Genomic DNA, 14,441 nt, shown 5'->3' with positions numbered 1-14,441 from the left:
CCCCTAGAACGTCGACAGTCGAGTCGTGAAGAACTCGCGCAGTGCATCGTCCAGCACAGCCTCGCCGTTTCCAGTCGCGTCGACGGCAGCCGTCGCCACAGCCTCCTCGTCGAACTCCCCGACCAGCCGCTGGTCACCGACGACGAACAGCCGCTCCGCGTCCCGGTCCGAGATCGCTTCGCGACAGTCGCCCAGATGCGCCTCGATCTGCTCGTCGCGGATGCGCTCGAACCGACCCTGCGAGAAGCCGCCCTTGGAGTGGTCGCCCTTCACGTCGCTCTCGAACGAGCGCATCGACCGCCGTTCGCGGCCGTCGTACTCGCCGATGGCGAACACGTCGGCGCGGACGAGCGCGAGGGCGAACCGGCCGGTCGGCTGGCACCATGCGCGGTCGATCCGGGTGGCGTCGTCCCACTCGCAGAACGGGTCGGGCTGGACGGGTGGTTCGAGGACGGCGGAGACGAGGCCCGCGTCGTCGGCGTAGACGAGACAGGGCGCGGCCCGTTCGACCAGTCGGGCGCGGTCCCCGAGCAGGTCGTCGACGGCGTCGGGCGCGGCGGCACCGTCCGCGACCGCGGCCGAGAGGACGCTCTCGGGCCCGGTTTCGACGGACTCCAGCCGGGCGAGAACCTCGTCGAGTCGTTCGCCCCGGATATCGGTCCGGCTCCGGAACGCGAGGTTGTCGCCGTCGCCCTCACCGTCGTCGCGGCGACGCTCCAGTTCGCCCTCCAGCTGGGCGATGCGGTCCTCCAGCCGGTTGACGCGCTCCTCGGCGTCCTGTCTGGCGCTGACGGCGTCGGCCCGGCGCTCCGATTCGGCCTCGAGTTGCGCCTCCAGGTGCTCGGTCTCCTCCTCCAGCTCCCCGATGCGGTCCTTCAGCTCCGCGCGGCCGAGCAACTCGTCGAGCATCGTTCCAAGCGGGGAGAGCCGCGCACTTCTAGGTTGCGCAGTCGACGCCCCGTCCGGAGGAACAGCCGGAGCGGTTCAGGTGCCGGCGTTCGGGCCACCGTCGAACCGGGGCGAGGGGTCCGCCGAGTCGGCATCGCCGTAGCCCGTGAACTGGAGCAGCTGCGAGGCGCGGTCCGCTTTCGCGAGGAACACCTCGGTGAGCTCAGGTGGGTTGCTGATCCCGGTCCGCTCGAGGAGCGACTCCGGGACGGCGAGTGTGTCCGCGGGGACCCCGTCCTCGCCGCGCACGGCCAGATGGGCCGTATCCAGTTTCATCACCAGCGGGCTGTCGACCCGGGTGATGCCGGTCCCGTCGTGGTAGAGTTGTTCGGCGACGCGTTCGTGCTGCTCGCGCTGCATCACGGGCTCTTCGCCCTCGGACGGCGTGACGTACAACCGCCCGAAGTAGTAGCTACTCGAGAACGCTTCGAACATACTGTGCATCAGTATGGAAGACATTGACACGCAAAAGGCTACCGGGCAGTGTTTATATCGGACCGCAAATCGACCGACTGCAATCGTGAAAACGGTTCTGAACGGTCCGGCACGCACGGGTGAACCGTCCGAACGGTGGTGGAGGTTTTTAGGGTAGACAGTGTTAGGACCCGATGATGAAGAGCACACTCGCCGTACTTGCCTGCGTCGTGCTCACCGTCGCAGCCCTCCCCGTGGCGGTCGCCGACCGTCCCGTCCCCCCGACGGCGGGCGACGCATCCGCCGGGGACGACCCGGTCCGGACGCCATCCGTCGACAACAACTCCTCGAACCGGTCGATGGGCGGTGCCTTCTCCACGTTCACCCAGTCGGCCGCCGCCGACGCCGACGGCGAGGTCGACAGCGGCATGTGGGCCGCCGCGTTCAACGGGTCCGGGGACAACGCGACGCGAGCACAGCTCGTCGAGGGTCGGACGAACGCCCTCGAAGCGCGACTCGACGCCCTCACGGAGCAGCGACAGCGGCTGCAGGAACGCCGTGACCAGATGAACAGCGTGGCCTACCGCGCACAGCTCGCGACGCTGACGAGCCGGCTCGCCGCCCTCGGCTCCGCGCTGAACCAGACCGAGGACGCCGCCCGCGAGGCCGGCGTGAACACGACCCAGCTCGACCGCATCCGGCAGAACGCGAGCGAGCTCACCGGCCCCGAGGTCGCCGAGATGGCCCGCGAACTCGGTTCGGGTGGCCCGCCCGAGGACGTCCCCGGTCTCGACCGGGACGACTGCCCGGAGAACCGGCCGAACTGCGGGAACGAGACCGGCGGCAACGGCGAGGGTGCCCCCGATGACAACCCCGGTCAGGACGCGGAGAACCGCGGGAACGTCTCCGACGGCCCGGGAAACGGGCCTGGCGGTCCTGACGACGGCGCCGGCGGCGACAACGGCTCCGACGGCGGCGGCCCCGGTGCAGGAACCGGTGGCAACGGCGGCAACGGCGGCCCTGACGACGGCACTGGCGGCGACGCCACCATCTCCTCGGCCGACACCGTCCTCCTCGAGCCGGTTCGACAGCTCGCGGTCTGAGACGGCTGGCCGGAGGGGTGACGCTTTTACGCGCTAATCGCCAAGGCACAGCTAGATGGACTCAGCGGCGTTGCTCGACCTGCTCGGGAACGAGAACAGACGGCGCATCCTGCGCCTGCTCGCTCGGAAACCGTGCTACGTGACCGAAATCAGCGAGTACCTGGGCGTCAGCCCCAAGGCCGTCATCGAACACCTCCGGAAGCTCGAGGACGCCGGGCTCATCGAGAGCCACACCGACGACCAGCGCCGCAAGTACTTCCACATCGCGCGCAACCTCCGGCTCGAGGTCAACGTCTCGCCCTACGCCTTCGCGACCAAGAGCGCCTACCCCGCCTCGAAGAGCCTCGACATGACGACGTGTCGCCACCTCAAGCTCGACGTGCAGTACTCCGAGGACGGCGAGGACACGAACGACCTCGTCGCCGACCTCTCCCGGCTGGAGGAACTGGAGAACGAGCTCTCGATGGCCCAGCGCTGGGTGCAGGGCCGCATGACCGACGTGCTCGACCGCATCACCGAGTCCGTCGGCGCGGGCAGCGACAGCCGGCTCTACGCGGACGTGCTGCTCGCGGTGCGCTCGGAACCGAAGTCCGCCGTCGAAATCGGGAACAGCGTCGACGCACCGCCGGGGATGGTCGAGGACGTGCTCGCGGACCTCCAGGACAACGGGCTCGTGCGGTACGGCTCCGACGGCTGGCAGCTCGCCGACTGACCGCCGGCACACCGCCGCCGCCGGCTCACCGACAGACTACCAGCTCAGGTCGTCCTCGAACTCGTCGGGGTCGCTCGTGAGCCCCTTCCGCAGGTCGGAGCCGAAGTAGTAGCCGACGAGCGCGCCGACCAGCCCGAGGCCCGCTCCGAAAGCGAGCAGCAACTGGCCGTTGGCGAACGCGATGAACCGCAGGCTCGAAAGCACCGTCGTCACCAGCCCGACGCCCGCCCCCGCCAGCACGGTCTCCGGGTACCGACCCTTCGACGTTCCCAGCCCGTAGACGAACGCCGCGCCGACCAGGCCCGCCCAGCTCGCCAGCCCGCCGAGGACGGGGACGAACCCACCCGCAACGTAGCCGCCGGTCAGCAGCAGCGTCGCCAGCAGGAACGACTTCGGGTTGAAGTAGCCCCGCCAGCCCTCACCCTCCGTCTCCGACCCCTGAACCTCCCCGGCCTGAGTCGACGAGTCCGAGCCGAAGCCGAGGTCGAATCCGCCGCCGTCGTCGTCGGTCGTGGGCTCGCTCCGGGTGGACTGCTCGGACCGGCGAGGGTCCGCGGTGTCGCCACCGCCGCCGTCGAGGTCCGAGAGGAGGTCGTCCGTCTCTGCGAGGATCTCGTCCGTCGACTTGTCGACGGTCTTCTCCTCCGAGCCGTCTGCCATGGGTGGATGTATCGGGTGTTCGGACAAGAGCCTTTTCGTCGGTCTGTAGTTGGGGCGATGGGCTGCGTGGGTCCGAAACCCCCAGAGTCCACCCGCGGCCCGAGTTCCGTAGCCGAACGACTTTTAGCCCGGCCGGCCATAGCCGGAGTAGCGAGTTTTATGAATGGAAACACTCCGTACGCTGGTCTTCCGGGCAGCACGCAGGCGGGCAAGCGTGCGTCCGCCGACGTGCCCGAGCTCACGGCGGAACAGAAGCGTCGGCTCCGCGCGGACGTCTCCCGCATCGCCGCCCTGACCCGGGAGTTCCTCCCCGACGAGTACGTCGTCGACGGCGACATCTCCAACGGCGTCGGCGGCCCGCAGGCGAGGGTCGCCGTCCAGCCGCCCGTCGGCAACCCCATCAGCGCGGGCTTTTCGCCGGACGTCGACGAGTTCGACGACGACGACCTCATCGACCCCGAGGACCAGGCGGAGGTCGCCCGCGGGCTGGCGGCCTCGGCCGCGCTCCAGGTGAAGAACGCCATCTCCGAGTCGGTGACGCCGACGGCGCGATAGCGACGGAGAACCAGCAGTCTTACTCCGGGCGGCTACCTCCTCGGCGGTCCATGCCTCGCATCCAGACGACGGTCCTCGGCATCCTCGAACGCGACGGCGAGTACCTGCTCCAGCGTCTCACGGACCCCGGCGACGGCTCGTTCCTCCGACCCATCGGCGGTGGCATCGAGTTCGGCGAGGAGAGCGGCGACGCGCTGGAGCGCGAGTTCCGCGAGGAGTTGGACGTCGAAATCACGGCAGGGCCGACGCTCGGCACCATCGAGAACCGGTTCACGTGGGACGGCGAGCCCGACCACGAGCTCGTCGTGCTCCGCGCCGCCGAGTTCGCGGACGAGTCGCTGTACGAGCGCGAGGCGTTCTCGGGAATCGACGGCGGCGGGACCGTCGAGTACGATGCGGGCTGGTTCGACCTCGACGCCGTCGAGGAGCGTTCGGAACCGCTGTATCCGGAGGGGCTGGTCACCCTGCTCGACGGCGACGGGGTCGGGGCGGGACACGTCGCCGAGCCCTGAGCCGGCAGAAGCAGTCTGCGGGCCGCCCTACTTCCGCAGAGAACAGTGAGTCTGTGGAGGTGCTTGAACGGCCTGCACCTCTATCCTGTGAATCGCTCTATCGGGTGGACATGGTGGAAGCTCTCTGGAAGGTGGTGTAGCGGGAAACCTCCGCGTCAGCCCACGAGTGCGCAGTGGTTTATCGGTCGTTCGACCACAGTCCCGTCTACGAGTACGAGAAAGACACTGCCATAGATTATCACGATCTCGTCGAACTAAGACACACGTCCCGCAGATTCGAAAACGAGATTGCCAATTATCAGGCTCAATCCGACGGTTGAGGCTCTTTCTGAAGAATAGCAGAGTTGCAACGGCGGGGTCTACGGTCGTCTCACTGGGATTTGAGGCTTTCAATCGGTCCCGCCACTTCCATCCGAAGACTCTGGAGTGCCCGGCGGTGAGCTTCTTCAAATTCCTCAACGTCAAAGTCGGAAGCGTGTTCTTCCATATCGAATTTTGCATCATCCTCGATAGTGGCCATCCGTTCGTTGAAACGGTGTAACTCTTGACCAAGCTCCATCATCAAATACGCCTCCGCATTTATCAACTCTGTATAGAAGTCGTTTATATCGGCCATCATATTGTCTTTGAGAAACATTTGGACGATATACAATTGGTTGCCGTACTGGATAGTTGCCTCCGCCACTCTGTCAACATCTACCTCCCCGCCATCCTGTACTTTTGATATAGCACCCAGCAATACGCTACGAGCCTGACTCATCGCCATGGACATTTCCATCAATTCATCTACTTTCTTCTCCGTGGCAGTCTCGGCACTTTGGCGGTTATCCTGTGCCTCGATTTGTTTCTGTACGTGAGTGGTCTGTGCCTCGATCTGGTCCCGTACGTTTCGTCGGTTCACTACTGCCTGAACGGACGAACCAACCAGTCCACCGAGTGCAGCAGCGGCAAGTACCTCCCAGACCATACCACGCGGTACCTGTGCATCCATATCAAAGGAGTGGGTGAGTGGAGCGGTCTTCAAGCAGGTGCGTGCAGTCGACTAAGCAGAGGGTAGAGTCGAGAAAAGCATTTAGAATTGGAAACATAATAAGAGCTACAGAATGGTATCAACTGACACATTCATCTCGGTCTTCGTCGCTGCTGTAGTTCTCACGCTAATTGTTGCGTTCGTCTACTACGTGATACTCGGCAACGACCCACGGTGAGCCCATGAACGGTACTCTCACCGAGCCACTGGTTGACCCCCAAATTGCAGCCAACTGGATAGGCGGAGGCGTGGCAGCAGCCCTCCTATTCTTCGTCATATCGAACATCATTGAGACATTTGAGAAGCGGAACCAGCAGCGTTCAGTGACGGGTATCGCTGGTACCAGCGGTCTTCTTCTTGCACTCGGAATTTCTCCGTTCAAGTCGCTGGCGTTGGATCTGTCGCAACTCTTTGTGGTTGTTCCAACGGAATTCCCTGCCTGGATTGAGGTGCTTGTCGCTGTCGAAACGGCCCTGGGATTGGTGTATGGATTCTTTTTGATGTGGGACAGCGGCGGGCGACTCGCTATCGCTTCCTTTGTAGTTGCTTTCTTCGGGGGAATACTGCTTGTGCCTGCTCCACTTTTCGGTGTGTCTCTCTTTTTTCTTGCATGGCTGCTGATGGAAGCCTCACCCGCTGAAAGGTGGTGAGACTGACTGTGCAAACACCGCTGGATACCTGGCACAGTCTGATGACCATATCCCCACGCACATCGCCTCCGACAAGACCTAATTTTGTCAGGGTGGGGTCTGATACCGCTGAGGGGCGAATCGCAAGACAGTGGCATAGTGACTTCTCTGGCAAACGAATTCTGATAGATGTGTGTATGCCCTCCCAGCCCTCATAGGAGGAGAAAAATCGATAGACTGCAGGGGGGGTCAGGCGGCCCTCAGTTGTGTGTAAACATTCGACTACACAAAGCGCTTACTTGCCCCAGAACGGGTCCCGCTTACGCTGCTTCTCCAGGTACATCGACAGCGCCTCGCGCTCGTCCATCGGAATCTCCTCCTTGAGCTCCTGCTCCAGTATCTTCGCGTGCTTCTCGGGGAGCTCGATCCAGAGCTCGTCGCCCTCCTCGATCTGCCGGCCGACGGTCGGGCCGTCGATGGCGACCGAGACGCGGTTGCCGGCGCGGGCCTCGTCGACGTCCTCGCCCTGCTCCTGGATGCCCTTGAGCTCGCCGACGCGGACGGGGTCGTTGCCGTCGAACTTCACGACGTGCTGGTTCTTCTTGATGGTGCCCGAGAGGATCTCGACGCCGACGACGGCGGGGTCGTTCTGTCGGAACGTGTGGTCGTCGAGGATCTGGAAGCGGGCGGGGCGGGCGATGTTCTCCAGCACGGTGTCCTGCTGGGACTGGCGCTGGTCCTCGACGAACGTGTCGTACTCCTCGACGAGCTGGTAGATGACGTCGTCGGTGTAGATCTTCACGCCCTCGACGTCGGCGCGGTCTTCGGCGTCGCCGAGCACGTCGACGTTGAAGCCGAGGATGGCGCGGTGGAGGTCGTCGTCCGCGGTGGAGGCGACGGCCACGTCGCGCGGGGCGATGTCGCCGACCTCGGCGCGGACGATGGGGATCTCGGCCTCCGAGAGCGCGTCGGCCATCGCCTCGAGCGAGCCGAGCGTGTCGGCCTTGACGACGACGCCCTCCTCCTCGGTGTCGACGGCGACCTCGGCGAGCTCGGCGCGGACCTCCGCGATGACCTCGTCGAGGTCGCGGTCGCCGACGACGCGGATGGGTGCGCCGGCCATCGCCTCGTCGAGGTCGGGTGCGGCGACCTTGATACCGGCCGCGGCACCGACGCTGTCGACCTGTTCGAACCGGCTCTCGGTGCGGATCTCGGCGAGCGGGCGTGGCTGGAGGAGTGCCCGCACGTCGGTGACGATCGGCTGGTTCTCGCCCCCGACGACGATGGTGTCGTCCTCGCGGATGGTGCCGTCGTAGAGCACGATGTCGACGGTGGTGCCGAAGCCGCGCTCCTCCTTGACCTCGAGGACGGTGCCGACGCCGGGGCCCTCCACGTCGATCTCCATCTCCTCCTTCATGTACCGCTGGGAGAGCCCCATCATGACCGCGAGCAGGTCCGGGACGCCCTCGCCGGTCATCGCGGAGACGGGGACGACGCCGATGTTGTTCTGGAAGTCCTGCACCCGCCAGTACATGTCGGCGGAGAAGCCGTGGTCGGAGAGCTCGCCGATGATGGAGTAGAGGCGCTCGTCGAGGTCGCCGCGGACGCGGTCGGACTGCGCGTCGTAGGACGGCTTGATGGGGCTGTCCTCGTTGGGGTTCCAGCCCGGCACCGTGTCGACCTTGTTGGCGGCGACGATAAAGGGCGTCTGGGTGTTCTGCAGGATGTTGATGGCCTCCAGCGTCTGTGGCTGGAAGCCGTCGTTGACGTCGACGACGAGGACGGCGATGTCGGCGAGGGCACCGCCGCGGGAGCGCAGGGTGGTGAAGGAGTGGTGGCCGGGGGTGTCGATGAACAGCAGGCCGGGCAGGTCGAAGTCGTCGGGGTCGACCAGTTCGCCCGCCATGTCGGAGACGACGTCGAGCGGGACCGCGGTCGCGCCGATGTGCTGGGTGATGGCCCCCGCCTCGCCCTCGATGACCGCCGAGCCGCGGATCTTGTCGAGCAGGCTCGTCTTGCCGTGGTCGACGTGGCCGAGGACCGCGACGATGGGGGTTCGAAGTGCGTCCGCCGATGTGTCCGTGGGGGTTGTATCCGAGTCCGACATGAGTGCCACCCTGAAGAAGTGTCGTCTAAACCTTCGCAGGACGGCGTATAACTCCACCGTTACGCCGCGACCGGAGGAACGGTTCACACGGATGTTTCATTGCCCCGGGCGACCAGCGTCGGGTATGCCCAGTCTCGGCGACCACTACCGACCGGCCGGCGAGGACGCCCCCGTCTACCGCGTCGTCGGCACCGTCGACGAGGTGGCCCTGCTCCGGGTCACCGACGACGCCGGCCGGCGCAGGAGCACCGGGGAGCTACGCCACGTCGCCGCCGACCGCCTCGACGCCGAGTTCGAGGCCGCGACGGACCCGGATGCCGGCTTCAAGCCCCTCGCTGGCGTCCGCAACGCCCTCTCCGGTCTGTACTGGCAGTTCCGTCGCTTCCTGTGACAGCCGGCCCGTGATTCCGGAGCGTCAGCCGCCCGTCGGACCGTCCCCGTGGCGTTTATTACCTGTCATGGGGAAAGGCCATAGTATGCCAGACGTACTCGCGGAGAACCTGTCGGACAAGAACGTGATGGGTTCCGACGGCACCGAACTCGGCATCGTGTACAACATCACGATGGACCTGAAGAGCGGCGAACTCCACGACCTCCTCGTCGACCCGCACGAGGACACGCCGACGCGCAGCGTCTCCTACGACCGAGACGAGGGCGGTCGCTTCCGAATCCCCGTCGGACACGTCCAGGCGGTGAAGGATTACATCGTCGTCGAACGCTAGATGTACGTTCTCGATTCCTCCGCATTCATCAACGAGTACCACACGTCCAACGACATCGCCACCATCCCGATGGTCCGGGACGAGTTGGAGGGCGAGAGCGTCTACCGCTACGACGCCATGGAGGGCGCGGGGATGCACATCCACATCCCCGACTCCGAGACGACCGAGCGCATCCGCCGCGCCGCCCGCGAGACGGGCGACCTCTCCGTCCTCTCGGACACCGACGTGCGCCTCGTCGCCGCCACGTTCGAGCTCGACGGCACGCTCGTCACCGACGACTACGCGATGCAGAACGTCGCCGAGAAGCTCAACGTCGCCGTCGAGGTCATCGCCCGCGAGGGCATCGACGAGCGCCGTGACTGGCTGTTCCAGTGCCAGGGCTGTGGTCGCGAGTTCGACGAACAGAAGGACCGATGCCCCATCTGCGGGAGCCCGCTCTCCCGCAAGAACCCCTCGAACTCCTAGTCTTCGGTCTGTTCGAGGCCCCGCTCGATCAGCTGCCTGAGGACGGCCTGCTCGGTGAGGTCGTACTCGCGGGCGAGTCGCTCGATGCGCTCGCTCACGTCGTCACCGCAGACGACCGCGTAGCGCTTTGCCATCCCCCACTGCTACGTTCTGTAACTCGAAAAACCTTCGTCAGACGGCTGTACGACACGTCAGAACAGCCAGACGAGCGCCTCGGTGCCGCCACCGCCCCCGGTCGCGTACGTCGAGTAGAACGAGAGCACGTTGTAGCTGCCGTGGATGACCGCGGGGACGACGACGTTCTCGGTCCGGGCGTACACCCCGCCGAGGACGAGCGAGAGCACGAAGATGGCCGCGAGCGTGGTCGCGACGCCACCGAGGCTCGCCCCACCGGCGGAGTACGCCGGGATGTGCACCAGCGAGAAGATGACGCTGGCGAGCACCACCGCCGCCGGCTTCCCGACGGAGTCGTACAGCGACTTCTGGATGACGTTGCGGTAGAGCAGCTCCTCACCGGGGCCGACGACGAGCAGCTGGGCGACGAGCACCAGCAGTATCACCTGCGGCGTGGCGTTGATGATGGAGTCCGTGCTGCTGTGTTCGGCGGGCGAGAGCCCGAGCAGGTCGAACAGCGAGACGACCGCGAGGAAGCCCAGGATGAGGATGACGAACCCACCGAGCGTCCAGGCGACGTCACGCAGCGACGGGAGCTCGACGTCGATGAACGACCAGTCGCGGCCGGAGTTCTGCAGGTACGCCGCAGCGACGACGAGCGTCCCGAGGCCGAGGCTCAGGAAGGAGATGAGCTGCGCGATGAACTGCGCCCGGGCGTTGTTCTCGGGGACCGGAACGGGGATGCCGGAGACGCTGACCAGCACGAGCTGGATGACGAACAACAGGGCGAGGCTCCCGAACCCGAGCAGGAGGAACCGGACGAACGTCTTGAACAGATCGACCGGCGAGGCTCCGTCCCGCGGTGGCGAGCCCCCGTGGCTGTCGACGTAGCTCTCGTCCATATCCACCGATATCGGCGCGAGCGATATAGGCCCTCTGCTACTCCACCCGGAGGGTGCGCTTCGCCTCGACCGCGTCGGCCTCGGGGAACTCGCCGCCGCCGAGCAGGCCACGGGCCGCGTTCTTCCCCCATTCCACGGCGGGCTGGACGAACGTGTCGACGCCGTAGAGCTCGCCCGCGAGCACGCAGGCCGCCTCCATCGCGTACAGCAACTCGCCGAGCCCGTACTCGTCCACGCGGTCGATCTCGACCCGGACGTTCGGCCGGCCCGCCGCCGCGAGGCTCGCCTCCGTCGCCTCGAACTCCGCGTCGAGCAGGTCGCCCAGCCCCGTCCCGCCGAGGTACGACAGCGCCTCGAACTCCGTCTCCGGGATGGCGCGGTCCTCGCGCTCGCGCGGCCGCACGAACGTCACCATCTTGTCCCGCGGCCCGGCCCGGTAGAGCTGGAGCTGTGAGTGCTGGTCGGTCGCACCGAGCGCCCGCGCCGGCGTCTGCCCGAGCCCGTCCTTGCCCAGACTCTCGGCCCAGAGCTGGGCGAACCACTCCGCGAACGTCTCCAGCGACTCCGCGTACGGCAGCATCGCGTTCACCGATGCCCCCCGGATATCCAGCGCGTAGCAGATGGCACCGTAGGCGTAGGCCGGCGAGTCGAACAGCGAGTCCGAGAGCTGCTCCCGCTGTGCGGCCGCCCCCGCCACGAGCGCGTCGAGATCGTGCCCCCGGATGGCCGCACACGCCAGCCCGACAGTCGAGAGCGCCGAGAACCGGCCAGGGACACCGTCCGGAACGGGGAGCGACGGCAGGTCGTGGCGGTTCGCGAGCTCCCGCAGCGGCCCGGACTCGCCGGTCGTGACGAACGTCCGCTCGGTCCAGTCGACGTCCGCCGACTCCATCGCATCGCGCACGACGAGGAAGTTCGCCAGCGTCTCCGCCGTCGTCCCCGAGCGCGAGACCACGTTCACCGTCGTCGACTCGAGCGGGAGGTCGGCGAGCAGTCCCGCGACGTGCTCCGGGTCGACGTTGTCGAGGAAGTGCGCCTCCACGTCGGACTCCAGCGCGTCCGCGATGGTCGCCGCTCCGAGCGCACTCCCGCCGATACCGACCGTCAGGACCGCCTCGCTGTCGGAAAACGGTTCGACCGCAGCCTCGATGGCGTCGGTGTCGACCGTCTCGGGGAGCGCGAGCGCCGCGTAGCCGTGTTCGCGGTCCGCGATGCCCCGCTCGATGCGCTCGTGTGCCGCCGCGACCTTCTCGTCGAGGCGTTCCAGGTTCTCACGGGAGATGCCCGGCGACGCCTCCACCGTCAGCGCGTTGCCGATGTCCACGTTCATACCTGTGGCGTCGACGGTTCGGGTGAAAGGCGTTCTCATCGCTGTCGTGCTCGGCTGACTGCAACGATACAACGACCAGCCGGCACGGCGTGCGGCTGGCGAGACGCCGAGCGAAGCGAGGGTGTCGAGCCATCCGCGCGAGGTCTTCGGGAGCCGGGCGGGACCGGAGGTCCCGCTGGAAGCCGGCGCGGAGCGCCGGAGACGAAGCGACCGAAGGCTTGCGAGAGCGTGCTCTCGCAGTGGATGAGCGAACCGGAGCACTGCGGCGGTGAGCGAATCGGCTGGGGAGGCGTGAGGTGCGGTGCGGTCGCAGGGTGGGACTTTTCGGCTACTGTCGGAACCGGCTCACGTGATACTGGAACTCGAAACGAGAGCCATAGACACCCAGTTCAGTCACAGAATCGGCTCGGACTGGCCGTACACCGCCAGTACCACGGCGGTCGTGTACGTCCCGGGCTCCACCGACGCGCTCTCGACCCGAACGTGGGGGTCGCCGAACTCCCAGTCCCGGAGCGACTGACCGGCCGACAGCCCGGTCCGCACTCGCTCTGAGATGTCCGCCTCGTCGGTCGGCCCGGCGGCCTCGTAGAACAGCCCGCCGGCGGGCGACGTCGCCCACGCCAGGCCGGCGGAGACGTGGCCGGGGTCGGTCGCAGTCGCACACGCCTGGACCACCGTGAGGCGGTTCCCGACGGGGCCGAGGTCGGGTGCGGTGCCGGCGAGTTCGACGGTGGCGTCGGCCGGGATGACGGAGGAGACGCCGACGAGGTTGTAGTTCTCGACGCCGGCGTCGGCGAGGGCCGCGTCGTAGGCGGCCATCTCGGTCGGGCCGGTGGCGTGGCCCCAGACGATTCGGATGGGCTCCATGGTCGAGCGAGTCGGTGCGGGAGAAAGGAAGTTGCGGTTCGCGGTCCCGGAGTCCGTGGGTCGGCGTCGACCCAGTGTTCAGTAGTGGTACGTCGCGTGGCCGGCGGAGGGGACGAACTCGCCGCCGTCGTCGGCCTCGATCTTCTCCAGGGCCTCGACGAAGTCGGTCTTGCGGACCTCGGTGCGGCCGTCGCGGATTGCGAACATGCCGGCCTCGGTGGCGACGCTGGCGATCTCCGCGCCGGAGTAGCCCGCCGTCTCCGCGGCGAGGTCGGCGAAGGTCACGTCGTCGGCGATGTTCATCTGCTCGGTGTGGATCTCGAAGATGCGCTCGCGGCCCTCCGAGTCGGGTTCGGGCACCTCGATGAGGCGGTCGAACCGGCCGGGGCGGAGGATGGCGCGGTCGAGCATGTCGAAGCGGTTCGTGGCGGCGATGATGCGGATGTTGCCGCGGGCCTCGAAGCCGTCCATCTCGGAGAGCAGCTGCATCATCGTCCGCTGGACCTCGGCGTCGCCGGAGGTCTTGGACTCGGTGCGCTTGGCCGCGATGGCGTCGATCTCGTCGATGAAGATGATGGCGGGTTCGCGCTCGGAGGCGAGCTCGAACAGGTCACGCACCAGCCGGGAGCCCTCGCCGATGAACTTGCGGACCAGCTCGGAGCCGGCCATCTTGATGAACGTCGCGTCGGTCTCGTTCGCGACGGCCTTCGCCAGCATCGTCTTCCCGGTGCCCGGCGGGCCGTACAGCAGCACGCCGGACGGCGGGTCGATGCCGACCGTGTCGAACTTCTCGGGGTTGATCAGCGGCTCCTCGACGGCCTCGCGGACCTCGCGGACCTGCTCGTCGATGCCACCGATATCCTGGTACTCGACCTCGGGGCTCGCGTCGACCTCCATCGCCTGTGCGCGGGCGTCGGTCTCGTTCGCGAGGACGGTCTGGACCGAGAACGAGTCGTTGACGGCGACGCGGTCGCCCGCCTGCAGCTCCTCGCTCATCCGACGGGAGACGTCGGTGAGCACCTCCTGGTTGTTACCGTGCTGTTTGACGACGGCCTCCTGTTTCTCCTCGGCGATCTCCTCGACGGTCGCGATGTAGAGCGAGGACGTCTTCAGCGCCTCGTTCTCGCGCTCCGTCTGGTCGACCTCCTCTTTCAGCTCGTCGCGGCGCTCGTGGGCGGCCTCCAGCTGGCTGGAGAGCTTGCCGTGTACTTCGGACACGTCTTCGAAGTGCTCACGGAGCGCCGAGAGCCGCTCTTCCTCCGACATGTCCGGGTCGAGGTCTAACCGCGGACGGTCGGGCAGCGAAGGACTCCGGGACATGAGTTATCGGTCGTATGCGATGGGCGTAAAATAGCCTTTGGGTTGGGGAGA

The 14,441-nt window shown here is 66.6% G+C and carries 18 protein-coding genes; 8 read left to right on the top strand and 10 right to left on the bottom strand.

Annotated features, from left to right (window positions below; all coding sequences use genetic code 11):
• Window positions 1-3 precede the first annotated feature (3 nt).
• Both NO345_RS03375 and NO345_RS03370 read right to left on the bottom strand, forming a co-directional pair.
• Entirely contained in the window at window positions 4-909 is a 906-nt protein-coding gene (locus NO345_RS03375; protein ID WP_256296495.1) for a Vms1/Ankzf1 family peptidyl-tRNA hydrolase, read from the bottom strand.
• Window positions 910-984: 75 nt separating this feature from the next.
• On the bottom strand, window positions 985-1,383 hold the full coding sequence (locus tag NO345_RS03370) for a DUF5802 family protein (protein WP_256297550.1): 399 nt from the start codon (window positions 1,381-1,383) through the stop codon (window positions 985-987).
• Window positions 1,384-1,559: 176 nt separating this feature from the next.
• Between NO345_RS03370 and NO345_RS03365 the strand changes: the two genes are divergently transcribed.
• Both NO345_RS03365 and NO345_RS03360 read left to right on the top strand, forming a co-directional pair.
• Window positions 1,560-2,465, top strand: coding sequence for a hypothetical protein (locus NO345_RS03365; RefSeq protein ID WP_256296494.1), 906 nt, complete (start codon window positions 1,560-1,562; stop codon window positions 2,463-2,465).
• Window positions 2,466-2,520: 55 nt separating this feature from the next.
• Entirely contained in the window at window positions 2,521-3,177 is a 657-nt protein-coding gene (locus NO345_RS03360; RefSeq protein ID WP_256296492.1) for a metalloregulator ArsR/SmtB family transcription factor, read from the top strand.
• A gap of 36 nt (window positions 3,178-3,213) precedes the next feature.
• Here NO345_RS03360 and NO345_RS03355 read toward each other — a convergent pair whose 3' ends face one another.
• A complete protein-coding gene (locus NO345_RS03355) occupies window positions 3,214-3,837 on the bottom strand; it encodes a DUF8526 domain-containing protein (RefSeq protein ID WP_256296490.1) in 624 nt (207 codons plus the stop codon).
• A gap of 159 nt (window positions 3,838-3,996) precedes the next feature.
• Between NO345_RS03355 and NO345_RS03350 the strand changes: the two genes are divergently transcribed.
• Together NO345_RS03350 and NO345_RS03345 are read left to right on the top strand one after the other, a co-directional pair.
• Window positions 3,997-4,392 carry a DUF5811 family protein gene (locus NO345_RS03350; RefSeq protein WP_256296488.1) on the top strand — a complete coding sequence of 132 codons (396 nt, stop codon included), beginning with the start codon at window positions 3,997-3,999 and terminating at the stop codon, window positions 4,390-4,392.
• A gap of 50 nt (window positions 4,393-4,442) precedes the next feature.
• Entirely contained in the window at window positions 4,443-4,904 is a 462-nt protein-coding gene (locus NO345_RS03345) for an NUDIX hydrolase (RefSeq protein WP_256296487.1), read from the top strand.
• 370 nt (window positions 4,905-5,274) lie between these two features.
• Here the strand turns inward: NO345_RS03345 and NO345_RS03340 are convergent, their stop codons facing one another.
• Window positions 5,275-5,871 carry a hypothetical protein gene (locus tag NO345_RS03340; protein ID WP_256296486.1) on the bottom strand — a complete coding sequence of 199 codons (597 nt, stop codon included), beginning with the start codon at window positions 5,869-5,871 and terminating at the stop codon, window positions 5,275-5,277.
• 245 nt (window positions 5,872-6,116) lie between these two features.
• On the opposite strand from NO345_RS03340, the gene NO345_RS03335 reads away from it, so the two are divergent.
• Window positions 6,117-6,584, top strand: a complete 468-nt coding sequence (locus NO345_RS03335) for a hypothetical protein (RefSeq protein WP_256296485.1) — start codon at window positions 6,117-6,119, stop codon at window positions 6,582-6,584.
• 274 nt (window positions 6,585-6,858) lie between these two features.
• Here NO345_RS03335 and infB read toward each other — a convergent pair whose 3' ends face one another.
• Window positions 6,859-8,670, bottom strand: a complete 1,812-nt coding sequence (infB, locus tag NO345_RS03330) for a translation initiation factor IF-2 (RefSeq protein WP_256296483.1) — start codon at window positions 8,668-8,670, stop codon at window positions 6,859-6,861.
• A gap of 124 nt (window positions 8,671-8,794) precedes the next feature.
• Between infB and NO345_RS03325 the strand changes: the two genes are divergently transcribed.
• The 3 genes from NO345_RS03325 to NO345_RS03315 all read left to right on the top strand — a co-directional run bounded on the left by NO345_RS03325 (window position 8,795) and on the right by NO345_RS03315 (window position 9,857).
• Entirely contained in the window at window positions 8,795-9,061 is a 267-nt protein-coding gene (locus NO345_RS03325) for a hypothetical protein (RefSeq protein ID WP_256296481.1), read from the top strand.
• An 85-nt stretch (window positions 9,062-9,146) separates the two neighbouring features.
• Window positions 9,147-9,392, top strand: a complete 246-nt coding sequence (locus NO345_RS03320; protein WP_256296479.1) for a PRC-barrel domain-containing protein — start codon at window positions 9,147-9,149, stop codon at window positions 9,390-9,392.
• Window positions 9,393-9,857 carry an NOB1 family endonuclease gene (locus NO345_RS03315; RefSeq protein WP_256296477.1) on the top strand — a complete coding sequence of 155 codons (465 nt, stop codon included), beginning with the start codon at window positions 9,393-9,395 and terminating at the stop codon, window positions 9,855-9,857. It begins immediately after the preceding gene.
• Here the strand turns inward: NO345_RS03315 and NO345_RS03310 are convergent.
• From NO345_RS03310 to pan2, 5 genes are all read right to left on the bottom strand, one after another.
• Window positions 9,854-9,991: a CopG family transcriptional regulator gene (locus tag NO345_RS03310; protein ID WP_256296475.1), complete on the bottom strand. Its 138-nt coding sequence runs from the start codon at window positions 9,989-9,991 to the stop codon at window positions 9,854-9,856. The genes NO345_RS03315 and NO345_RS03310 overlap by 4 nt on opposite strands.
• Before the next feature lie 57 nt (window positions 9,992-10,048).
• The gene (locus NO345_RS03305; RefSeq protein ID WP_256296473.1) at window positions 10,049-10,873 is read right to left on the bottom strand and encodes a CPBP family intramembrane glutamic endopeptidase; all 825 of its coding nucleotides are present in this window, start codon (window positions 10,871-10,873) and stop codon (window positions 10,049-10,051) included.
• Between the two features lie 37 nt (window positions 10,874-10,910).
• Window positions 10,911-12,203 carry a phosphoglucose isomerase-related protein gene (locus NO345_RS03300; RefSeq protein ID WP_256296471.1) on the bottom strand — a complete coding sequence of 431 codons (1,293 nt, stop codon included), beginning with the start codon at window positions 12,201-12,203 and terminating at the stop codon, window positions 10,911-10,913.
• A gap of 393 nt (window positions 12,204-12,596) precedes the next feature.
• Window positions 12,597-13,070: a pyruvoyl-dependent arginine decarboxylase gene (locus NO345_RS03295; RefSeq protein ID WP_256296469.1), complete on the bottom strand. Its 474-nt coding sequence runs from the start codon at window positions 13,068-13,070 to the stop codon at window positions 12,597-12,599.
• A 78-nt stretch (window positions 13,071-13,148) separates the two neighbouring features.
• A complete protein-coding gene (gene pan2, locus NO345_RS03290) occupies window positions 13,149-14,390 on the bottom strand; it encodes a proteasome-activating nucleotidase Pan2 (protein ID WP_256296468.1) in 1,242 nt (413 codons plus the stop codon).
• Window positions 14,391-14,441: the final 51 nt, after the last annotated feature.

It is taken from the genome of Haloarchaeobius salinus, from assembly GCF_024464185.1.
GTDB lineage: Archaea > Halobacteriota > Halobacteria > Halobacteriales > Natrialbaceae > Haloarchaeobius > Haloarchaeobius salinus.
Note: the sequence above shows the minus strand (reverse complement) of the source record. Positions and strands in the feature narration are given on the sequence as shown.

Excerpts from the sequence above, each read along its gene's own strand:
- NO345_RS03315 (WP_256296477.1), top strand. The coding sequence starts at position 9,393 with ATGTACGTTCTCGATTCCTCCGCATTCATCAACGAGTACCACACGTCC.
- NO345_RS03300 (WP_256296471.1), bottom strand. The coding sequence starts at position 12,203 with ATGAACGTGGACATCGGCAACGCGCTGACGGTGGAGGCGTCGCCGGGC.
- pan2 (WP_256296468.1), bottom strand. The coding sequence starts at position 14,390 with ATGTCCCGGAGTCCTTCGCTGCCCGACCGTCCGCGGTTAGACCTCGAC.
- NO345_RS03345 (WP_256296487.1), top strand. The coding sequence starts at position 4,443 with ATGCCTCGCATCCAGACGACGGTCCTCGGCATCCTCGAACGCGACGGC.
- NO345_RS03310 (WP_256296475.1), bottom strand. The coding sequence starts at position 9,991 with ATGGCAAAGCGCTACGCGGTCGTCTGCGGTGACGACGTGAGCGAGCGC.
- NO345_RS03335 (WP_256296485.1), top strand. The coding sequence starts at position 6,117 with ATGAACGGTACTCTCACCGAGCCACTGGTTGACCCCCAAATTGCAGCC.
- NO345_RS03325 (WP_256296481.1), top strand. The coding sequence starts at position 8,795 with ATGCCCAGTCTCGGCGACCACTACCGACCGGCCGGCGAGGACGCCCCC.
- NO345_RS03365 (WP_256296494.1), top strand. The coding sequence starts at position 1,560 with ATGAAGAGCACACTCGCCGTACTTGCCTGCGTCGTGCTCACCGTCGCA.
- NO345_RS03355 (WP_256296490.1), bottom strand. The coding sequence starts at position 3,837 with ATGGCAGACGGCTCGGAGGAGAAGACCGTCGACAAGTCGACGGACGAG.
- NO345_RS03320 (WP_256296479.1), top strand. The coding sequence starts at position 9,147 with ATGCCAGACGTACTCGCGGAGAACCTGTCGGACAAGAACGTGATGGGT.
- NO345_RS03350 (WP_256296488.1), top strand. The coding sequence starts at position 3,997 with ATGAATGGAAACACTCCGTACGCTGGTCTTCCGGGCAGCACGCAGGCG.
- infB (WP_256296483.1), bottom strand. The coding sequence starts at position 8,670 with ATGTCGGACTCGGATACAACCCCCACGGACACATCGGCGGACGCACTT.
- NO345_RS03305 (WP_256296473.1), bottom strand. The coding sequence starts at position 10,873 with ATGGACGAGAGCTACGTCGACAGCCACGGGGGCTCGCCACCGCGGGAC.
- NO345_RS03340 (WP_256296486.1), bottom strand. The coding sequence starts at position 5,871 with ATGGTCTGGGAGGTACTTGCCGCTGCTGCACTCGGTGGACTGGTTGGT.
- NO345_RS03375 (WP_256296495.1), bottom strand. The coding sequence starts at position 909 with ATGCTCGACGAGTTGCTCGGCCGCGCGGAGCTGAAGGACCGCATCGGG.
- NO345_RS03295 (WP_256296469.1), bottom strand. The coding sequence starts at position 13,070 with ATGGAGCCCATCCGAATCGTCTGGGGCCACGCCACCGGCCCGACCGAG.
- NO345_RS03370 (WP_256297550.1), bottom strand. The coding sequence starts at position 1,383 with ATGTTCGAAGCGTTCTCGAGTAGCTACTACTTCGGGCGGTTGTACGTC.
- NO345_RS03360 (WP_256296492.1), top strand. The coding sequence starts at position 2,521 with ATGGACTCAGCGGCGTTGCTCGACCTGCTCGGGAACGAGAACAGACGG.